Source organism: Pandoraea cepalis (assembly GCF_902459665.1).
Taxonomy (GTDB): domain Bacteria; phylum Pseudomonadota; class Gammaproteobacteria; order Burkholderiales; family Burkholderiaceae; genus Pandoraea; species Pandoraea cepalis.
On the sequence record NZ_CABPSL010000013.1, the window covers coordinates 149,630 to 157,398 of the forward strand.

Annotated in this window: 6 protein-coding genes; all 6 read left to right on the top strand. The window is 62.3% G+C overall.

Features of this window, described 5'->3' with window-relative positions; genetic code table 11:
* The first annotated feature begins 88 nt into the window (after positions 1 to 88).
* The 6 genes from PCE31106_RS16445 (at position 89) to PCE31106_RS16470 (ending at position 6,956) form a co-directional block, all read left to right on the top strand.
* On the top strand, positions 89 to 871 hold the full coding sequence (locus tag PCE31106_RS16445) for a TSUP family transporter (protein WP_150564006.1): 783 nt from the start codon (positions 89 to 91) through the stop codon (positions 869 to 871).
* 272 nt (positions 872 to 1,143) lie between these two features.
* The gene (locus PCE31106_RS16450; protein WP_017233833.1) at positions 1,144 to 2,289 is read left to right on the top strand and encodes an ABC transporter substrate-binding protein; all 1,146 of its coding nucleotides are present in this window, start codon (positions 1,144 to 1,146) and stop codon (positions 2,287 to 2,289) included.
* Between the two features lie 257 nt (positions 2,290 to 2,546).
* Positions 2,547 to 3,047 (top strand): homoprotocatechuate degradation operon regulator HpaR, encoded by a 501-nt coding sequence (hpaR, locus tag PCE31106_RS16455; RefSeq protein WP_150564007.1) that lies wholly within the window; start codon positions 2,547 to 2,549, stop codon positions 3,045 to 3,047.
* Positions 3,048 to 3,339: 292 nt separating this feature from the next.
* A complete protein-coding gene (locus PCE31106_RS16460; RefSeq protein WP_017233831.1) occupies positions 3,340 to 4,395 on the top strand; it encodes a branched-chain amino acid ABC transporter permease in 1,056 nt (351 codons plus the stop codon).
* Positions 4,396 to 4,413: 18 nt separating this feature from the next.
* Positions 4,414 to 6,210 carry a branched-chain amino acid ABC transporter ATP-binding protein/permease gene (locus PCE31106_RS16465; protein WP_017233830.1) on the top strand — a complete coding sequence of 599 codons (1,797 nt, stop codon included), beginning with the start codon at positions 4,414 to 4,416 and terminating at the stop codon, positions 6,208 to 6,210.
* Positions 6,210 to 6,956 carry an ABC transporter ATP-binding protein gene (locus PCE31106_RS16470; RefSeq protein ID WP_017233829.1) on the top strand — a complete coding sequence of 249 codons (747 nt, stop codon included), beginning with the start codon at positions 6,210 to 6,212 and terminating at the stop codon, positions 6,954 to 6,956. Before PCE31106_RS16465 ends, PCE31106_RS16470 begins: the two co-directional genes overlap by 1 nt.
* Positions 6,957 to 7,769 lie beyond the last annotated feature (813 nt).

Below are 7,769 nucleotides of genomic sequence, written 5' to 3' on the forward strand. Positions count from 1 at the left end.
CAGCACTTTTGCGCGCCCATGTCCGGCGTGTCCTTGCGGCGATCGGAGCACGTCCCGAAAAACACCTGTTTGCCGATAGGGGGGACGGATGTTGACGAGTTGGGCGCTGACCGATTGGCTGATGCTCGCGGTCGGGGCGTTTGTGGCCGGTCTGGTCGATGCGGTGGTCGGAGGTGGCGGGCTGATCTCCGTACCGACGCTTTTCGCCGTCTTCCCGAACGCGGCGCCGCCGTTGCTTTTCGGTACCAACAAGCTGGCCGGTATCTGGGGCACGGCATCGGCTGCGCTGCGCTACGCGCGCGGCGTTCAACTGCGCTGGGCCATTCTGTTGCCGGCCACCGTCGCCGCCTTCTTGTTTTCGTTTTGCGGTGCGTACGCCGTCTCCCATGTGCCGGCCGACGTGCTTCGCAAGCTGCTGCCGTTCGTGCTGACCGGCGTGGCGATCTACACCCTGCGCAAGAAGGATTTCGGGACGGTTCACGCCCCTGTGACGGGTGGGGTGGGGGTGACCCTCATGGCGATCGCCGTGGGCGGCGCCATCGGCTTCTACGACGGTTTCTTCGGCCCCGGCACGGGCAGCTTCCTCGTCTTCCTGTTTGTCCGCCTGTTTGGTCAGGACTTCGTCAACGCCTCGGCGTCTGCGAAGATCGTGAACGTGGCGACCAACCTGGCCGCGCTGTGGCTGTTTGGCATGGGCGGGCACGTTGCGTGGCAGGTTGGCCTCGGCATGGCGGTCATGAACGTGCTGGGCAGTCAGGTGGGCAGCCGGCTCGCGCTCAAGCGCGGCGTGGGTTTCGTGCGACGCATGTTCCTGTATGTGCTCGCCGTGCTGATCGTGAAGACCGGCTATGACGCATTGCTTCGCGGCTGACGGGAGACCGGGCAGCATCGCGCGTGGGTAAGTGCGGCATTGCGGGTGAAGGGGGGGGAGGGTCGTGAAGGGCCGTGAGGGCGGCGCCGGGCGCCGTTCGGACGTGAGCCGTTGCGGTTGAAGCCACAGGTGGGGAAACCGCACTTTACGAGAAGGCGCCGGTGCCCGTAAGATGAGCGACAATTTGCCGACTGCGCGGTCGGTTAATATCGGGCCGGCGGGTTCAACAATGGTCAGAACAACGAATTCAAAATTTTTGCGAGGAGACCCAAATGAAACTGAAGTTGCTGTGCGTGGCGTCGGCGATGATGCTGGCTACGGGCGTTGCGAGCGCCCAGGTGAAGATTGGCGTGTCGCTGTCGGCGACCGGTCCAGCGGCTTCGCTGGGCATTCCCGAGAAGAACACCATTTCGCTGCTGCCCAAGACGATCGGCGGCCAGTCGGTGCAGTACATCCTGCTCGACGACGCGACCGACACCACGACGGCCGTCAAGAACATGCGCAAGCTGATCAGCGAAGACCACGTTGACGCCGTGCTCGGCTCGACGGTCACGCCGAACTCCCTGGCGATGGTCGACGTGGCGGCAGAGACGCAGACCCCGATGATCTCGATGGCCGCGGGCGCTGCCATTGTCGAACCGGTGGACGCCAAGCGCGCCTGGTCGTTCAAGACCCCGCAGAACGACATTCTGATGGCCACCGCCATTGCCAAGCACATGGCCGACAACGGCGTGAAGACGGTCGCGTTCATCGGCTTCTCCGACGCCTACGGCGAAGGCTGGCACAAGGAGTTCCAGAAGGCTGCCGATCTGAACAAGATCAAGGTCGTGGCCAATGAGCGCTTCAATCGTGCCGACACGTCGGTCACGGGCCAGGTCCTCAAGATCATGGCGGCCAATCCGGATGCCGTGCTGATCGCTGGTTCAGGTACGCCGGCAGCGCTGCCGCAGCGCACGCTCAAGGAGCGTGGCTACAAGGGCAAGCTGTATCAGACCCACGGTGTAGCCAACAACGACTTCCTGCGCGTTTGCGGCAAGGATTGCGACGGCACTTACCTGCCGGCGGGCCCGCTGCTCGTCGTCGACCAACTGCCTGCCGACAATCCGGTGAAGAAGTCGGCCGCTGCCTACAAGGTCGTGTATGAAAAGGCATACGGCGCGGGCTCCATCTCGACCTTCGGCGGTCACGCCTGGGACGCCGGTCTGTTGCTGCAGCGGGCCATTCCCGTTGCGCTGAAGAAGGCCAAGCCGGGCACGGCCGAGTTCCGCGCGGCATTGCGCGAGGCCCTGGAGAACGTCAAGGACATGCCGGGCACCGCGGGCATCTTCAACATGAGCGCGAAGGACCACAACGGCCTGGACCAGCGCTCGCGCGTGATGGTGGAAATCGTCAACGGCAAGTGGAAATTGGCGAACTGATGGGCGCGGGGGCTGCCTATAGCTCACAGGCATGCCCCGCTGTCACCTCCGATGGATCTGCGGTATCGGCGCCCGGTTGGACCGACCGGGCCGGAAGAACGGGCGTTCGCGCCCGTTTTTTTTGAGCGTGGTAGTTTCGCGCTTCGCAAAGAGACGGCAGGACATGCGTTTGCGAGCGGCACCTGAGAGGCCGCATTGTCCCAACCTGATCGCCGCCGCCGGGGGGCTGGCCGGCCGATCCTTTCGAGCGTAAATCCATGACGGGTGAATTCGAACACCGCAACCTATCGTTGGTGTTGTTACAGACGCGGGAAGCGGCAATGGGGTTGTTCCGACCCTTGCTCAATCGTTATGACATCACGGAACAACAATGGCGTGTCATAAGGGCCGTCAACGATAGCGAATCCGGGGAAATGGAAATCGGGCAGGTCGCACGGGAGTGCTGCATCCTCAGCCCGAGCCTGTCCGGCATGCTGGAGCGCATGGAGGCGTCGGGCCTCATCATTCGCCGTCGGATGGCAGTCGATCAGCGTCGCGTGATGGTGTCGCTCACGCCATCGAGCCGCGCACTATGCAAGAAGCTCGGTCCGCTGGTCGAGGCGCGCTATCGCTATCTGGAAGACAAGGTCGGGCGAGACACGCTCGCCGAGATCTACCGGCTGCTCGACGTCGTGTGCGAGGCCCTGCCGCCGGAGGTGCTGGCCGCTGCGCCATCGCTGCCGGCCAAGCCGCGTCGCCGCCGGAAGGTGGCGGAATGACCGTTTTCGGGACGCCTGGTATTGCGATGATGGCCGGTGCATGCCGGGCGCGGGTGGCGAGGACGACATGGCAGGCAGCGACGTCACTCGAAAGACGTCGATGACTCAGTAGTCGCCCGAGTTTTACCAATGCATAATGATTTATACAATACATAATTCTGTGCGCTGTCACACGGGGACCGTGGGGGCGTAGGGATATGAAGGGGAACGGGGTGGCAGCGCGCTGCGCCGTGCATCACACCGGCTGTCTCGCCAGTCGGCTCAAGAAGTACTCAAACGAAGTGAGAGGAGCATGGATCTTTCGATTGCAGCCATCCTGGCGCAGGACGGCATCACCACGGGTGCGATTTATGCCTTGCTGGCATTGGCACTGGTGCTGGTGTTCTCCGTCACTCGCGTCATCTTCATTCCGCAGGGCGAGTTCGTGTCGTATGGCGCGCTTACGCTGGCGGCACTGCAAACCCAGAAGTTTCCGCTGACGAGCTGGATGCTTGTGGCGATGGGCGTATGTACGTTCGTCGTGGAGACGGCGGGCGTCTTGCGTCACAGCGAGCGTCGCAAGCTGGCGGGGCGCTTGGTGCCGACGCTTGCGGGCAAGTACCTGGTGTTTCCGATTGCCGCGTTCTTCGTCGTCAGGGCGTTGGCACCGATGAATCTGCCGATGCTCGTCCAAATCGCGCTCACGATGTTGCTCGTCGTGCCGATGGGGCCGATGCTCTATCGTCTCGCGTACCAGCCGCTGGCGGAGGCGAGCACGCTGTTGCTGCTGATCGTCTCCGTGGGCGTGCACTTCGCGCTGACGGGGCTGGGGCTCGTGATGTTCGGGGCGGAAGGCTCGCGCACGCAGGCATTCTCCGACGCCAACTTCAACATCGGCTCCGTCATGGTGTCTGGCCAGAGCCTGTGGGTGTTGGGTGTCTCGGTCGTGATGATCCTGGCGTTGTACTTCTACTTCGACCGTTCGCTCTCGGGCAAGGCGTTGCGTGCGACGGCCGTGAACCGGCTGGGCGCGCGGCTCGTGGGCATCGGCACGGTGCAGGCGGGGCGTCTGGCGTTCACGCTGGCGGCCGTGCTGGGCGTGCTGTGCGGCATCTTGATCGCACCGATCACGACGATCTATTACGAGTCGGGCTTCCTGATCGGCCTCAAGGGCTTCGTGGGCGCGATCATCGGCGGTCTGGTGAGTTATCCGGTTGCGGCGCTGGGCGCCATTCTGGTCGGCCTGTTGGAGTCGTACTCATCGTTCTGGGCGAGTGCGTACAAAGAGGTCATCGTCTTCACGCTGATCCTTCCCGTGCTGCTGTGGCTGTCGCTCACAAGCAAGCATGTGGAAGAAGACGAGGAATAAGCCGGGGCGGACCACAGAATGAAAAACAAATACTTCCTGATTTTCCTGGTGGTGCTGGCCGTGTTGCCGGTGCTGCCTGCACCCGTGCGTTTGCCCGAGTACTGGGTAACGCTGCTCAACTACATCGGTCTATACAGCATTGTGGCCATTGGTCTCGTGCTGTTGACGGGCGTGGCGGGGATGACGTCGTTCGGACAGGCGGCATTCGTCGGTCTGGGCGCCTACGCGACGGCCTATCTGACGACTGCCTATGGCGCGTCGCCGTGGCTCGGCCTGATCGTCGGGGTGATCATCACCGCGGCGGCAGCGCTTGTCATTGGCGCGATCACCATGCGCCTGTCGGGCCACTTCCTGCCGCTGGGCACGATTGCATGGGGCCTGGCGCTGTACTACCTGTTCGGCAACCTCGAGTTCCTGGGTAAGTACGACGGTCTGAACGATATCCCGACGATCAGCCTCTTCGGCAAGGAATTGGCGAGCGGGCGTCAGATGTACTACCTGATCTGGATCGTCGTGGTGCTGGCGGTGGTATCGGTCAAGAACCTGCTTGATTCGCGTCCTGGCCGCGCCATTCGTGCGCTCAAGGGCGGTGGCGTGATGGCCGAGGCGATGGGCGTGAACACCGCGTGGATGAAAGTGGTCGTGTTCGTGTACGCCGCCGTGCTCGCCGCCATCTCGGGCTGGTTGTATGCGCATTTGCAACGCGCCGTGAACCCGACGCCGTTCAACCTGAACCACGGCATCGAATACCTGTTCATGGCCGTGGTGGGGGGCGTCTCGCATGTGTGGGGCGCGGTGCTCGGCGCGGCGATCCTGACCGTGCTCAAGGACTACCTCCAGAACATCCTGCCGATGCTGTTGGGTGCGAACGGCAACTTCGAGACCATCGTCTTTGGCGTGTTGCTGGTGCTGCTGCTGCAATATGCGCGCGACGGCGTGTGGCCCTTCTTCGGCAAGATCTTCCCGGCGCGTCGTGTCGCGAAGGCGCCGGAGCAAGCGGATCCGCTGGGTCATCGTGCCAAGCCGGCGGTTGGCGAAGTGGTGCTGACGCTGGACAAGGCGCGCAAGGAGTTCGGCGGCCTCGTAGCGGTCAACGACGTCTCCTTCCAGGTCAAAGCAGGCGAGATCGTGGGGCTGATCGGGCCGAACGGCGCGGGCAAGTCGACCACGTTCAACCTCGTGACCGGCGTGCTGCAGGCCACCCGCGGCGAGATCTCCTTCCTCGGCGAGCGAATCGACCGGCTGCCGTCGCGCGAAATCGTCAAGCGCGGTATTGGCCGTACATTCCAGCACGTGCGCTTGATGCCGCAGATGAGCGTGCTCGAGAACGTTGCGATTGGCGCCTATCTGCGAGACAAGAACGGGCTGCGTCGACGTCCCCAGGGCGGCGTGTGGTCCAGCGTGCTGCGTCTTGATCGTCAGGAAGAAGCCATGTTGCTGTACGAAGCCAAGCGGCAGATCGAGCGTGTGGGTCTCGGCGCGCACATGTATGACGAGGCGGGCAGTCTCGCGTTGGGCCAGCAGCGTATTCTGGAAATTGCACGCGCATTGGCGTGCGATCCCACGTTGCTGTTGCTCGACGAGCCGGCAGCCGGCCTGCGCTACAAAGAGAAGCAGGCGCTGGCCGATTTGCTCAAGAAGCTCAAGGACGAAGGGATGAGCGTGCTGCTGGTCGAGCACGACATGGACTTCGTGATGAACCTGACCGATCACCTCGTCGTGATGGAGTTCGGTACCAAGATCGCCGAAGGCCTGCCCGAAGACGTGCAGAAGAACCCGGCAGTGCTCGAAGCGTACCTGGGAGGAGTGGAGTGATGGCAGACGCGATTCTGGAGGTCAAGGACCTCGCCGTGGCGTACGGCAAAGTCGAAGCGGTGCACGGTGCGCATCTGCGGGTGGGGGCGGGCCAGATCGTCACCGTGATCGGTCCGAACGGCGCGGGCAAGTCGTCCATGCTCAACGCCATCATGGGGGCATTGCCGCACAACGGCTCCAGCCGTGGGAGCGTCGCGTATCTCGGTCACGAGATGTCGGCGCTGGGCATCGAAGCCCGCGTGGCCCGCGGCATGTGCCTGGTGCCGGAAAAGCGCGAGTTGTTCTCGACAATGACCGTCGAGGACAACCTGTTGCTGGGGGCGTACCGTCGCAAGCGGGCGGGGGAGAAGAACTTCCTGGACCAGATGGAAGTCGTCTACGCCCTGTTTCCGCGTCTCAAAGAGCGCCAGAAGCAGCAAGCGGGGACCTTGTCAGGCGGTGAGCGCCAAATGCTCGCGGTGGGCCGTGCATTGATGGCCAAGCCGCAATTGCTGATGCTTGACGAGCCCAGCCTCGGGCTGGCGCCACTGATCGTCAAGGAAATCTTCCACATCATCAGCGACTTGCGTAACACCGGTGTGGCCACGCTGCTGATCGAACAGAACGCTCGCGCGGCGTTGCAGGTGGCCGATTACGGTTACGTCATCGAGACGGGCGAACTCGCGTTGGAAGGCCCGGCGCAAGAACTGGCCAACAATCCTAAAGTCATCGAAACGTATCTGGGGCTGGCGAAGAAGGCTGCCTGAAGGGCGTCGCTTGTCGCGTTGGTACCCCCGGAGAGCCCGCCAGTTTGGCGGGCTTTTTCATTTTCGGAGGTTGACCGGCTCCCGTCGGCGACTGTTATCTGCCCCTATTTTTTGAAGAAGAGAGGGGTGCCATGCACTGCACCGGTGGACTCACTTATTCACAGTTGCTTGTGGATATTTGCAGCGCTGCAAAATCCATGGCGCACTGCCGCAATAAGGGGTTTGGCGATATTTTCGAGAATCTCAAGGAAATGACATTTGAGGTTATCCACAGAAAAGCAAATTCCCGAAAGCGATTTTCGGGGTAAGAAGGCGCCTGTGGATATGCGGGTTTCAAAGTGCGATGCCAGAAGGTGCTTTCGATTTTGTAGCGTCGCTTTTGCTTCCGAGGTTTTCACGTAGAGCGGGGGGGGGGGGAATAAGGAAGCAGAAACACCGCGTCCCTGCAATCAGGTGACGTGCTCTCATCCGTCCGGGCAGTGGTCATTGATTGTTGGCACACTGATTGTGCTCCACCGCAAAGTCACTCCGTCAGAGCTCCGCCAATCCCACTACTAGTGCGTTCGATCTCTCAACTGCGTCCTGCATTGAAGTCCGCTGGCGCCGCCGAGATGGAAAAGGGGGCGGTGGAGTTTGAGGGTGAGGTGGTGGAGTCGTGCCTTCACGTCGCGGTAACGTCAAAGCAACCGCCAAATCCACCCGACCAGGTTTCACGTGAAACACCGAGTGACGATCCGGCGATGGTTGTCCTGGGGCAATGGATTGGCGGAGATTGCCGGTGCCCTGACGGAGCGACTTTCAAGTGGAGCGCAG